This is a genomic window from Mesorhizobium sp. CA12 (genome assembly GCF_020165255.1).
Taxonomy (GTDB): domain Bacteria; phylum Pseudomonadota; class Alphaproteobacteria; order Rhizobiales; family Rhizobiaceae; genus Mesorhizobium.
The window spans coordinates 1-1,104 of the sequence record NZ_JAIUHT010000038.1; the positions used below are offsets into that span (position 1 = coordinate 1).

Here is a 1,104-nt window from a genome sequence, read left to right on the forward strand (position 1 = left end):
ACGGCATGGCAACTGTGTTCATGCGAATGCGGTTTTGTCGCGAATGATAGCGTTGAGGACGACCAGGAGCTTCCTTGCGACGGCGATGATAGCGAGCTTCTTGGAGCCCGACCGGGCAGCAAGTGCGGTGTAGAAGGTCTTGAAGCGCTCACAGGTTCGAATGGCAGTGAGGGCTGCCATGTAGAGGGCGCGGCGCACACGTGATCGCCCGCCCTGGATCTGGCTCCTGCGGTTGAGCTTGCCGCTCTTGTTGTCGAACGGGGCAAGGCCGACGAGCGCGGCGATTGCCTTGGGTGAGCGCTTGCCGAGCTCGGGCAGGAGCGCCAGCAGCGAGAATGCGCCGACCTTGGAGACACCGGGCACAGAGACCATCAGCGCCTGGTCGCGAGCGGCGTCCTGGTTTTGACGAATGACGTCGGCGATCTGACTTTCGAGCGCCTTGATGCGCGTGTCGAGGTAGGCGATCGTTTCTTCCAGATCGGCAATGACGATCTCATTGAAGGCCTCGGCGAGGTGCTTCTTCGCCGTTGCCCGCATCTCGACCAGTTGATCGCGGTAGCGGGCAAGCGATTGAAGCTGCTCGACTTCTTCGCGCGGCGCCGGCTCGGCCTCAGGCTGATAGCGGCGGCCGTAGTCGCTCAGCATCCTGGCATCGAGAGGATCGGTCTTGGCGCGCCGTCTGGTCGACTTGGCATAGTGGTGGGTGTGCGCCGGGTTGTGCCGCGAGAACGGCACGCCGGCCTTGGCCAGCGCATGGCGCAACAGCCGGTCATGGACCCCTGTCGCCTCCATGACAACGAAGTCGCGGCTGGGATCAAGGCCCGCCACATAGGCCGCGATCGTGTCGGCCTGGTTGTCGATGCGCCGAAGACGGCCGCTTGTCTCATCGAAAAAGTCGAGCCACTGTTTTGAGATGTCGCAGCCGACATAGTTCTGCATTATCATGTCCACGCCTCTTCCTGTGGTGCGGGGTCTGCTTGGAACAGCCCCGTGCAACTGTTCAGGTTGATGGTTCACCGGTGGGAAGGGACCGAGCCATGCCACGGCCTGTCCGAAAGGACGACCAGGATTCATTCGGTCTCCTTCCCACTTCAACCATACACC

1 protein-coding gene is annotated in these 1,104 nt (G+C 62.0%); it reads right to left on the reverse strand.

Annotated features, from left to right (window positions below; genetic code table 11):
• Positions 1-18 precede the first annotated feature (18 nt).
• A complete protein-coding gene (locus LB520_RS29085; RefSeq protein WP_224640215.1) occupies positions 19-945 on the reverse strand; it encodes an IS110 family transposase in 927 nt (308 codons plus the stop codon).
• Between the last annotated feature and the right edge of the window lie 159 nt (positions 946-1,104).

Coding starts and splice junctions, on each gene's coding strand:
- LB520_RS29085 (WP_224640215.1), bottom strand. CDS start 945: ATGATAATGCAGAACTATGTCGGCTGCGACATCTCAAAACAGTGGCTC.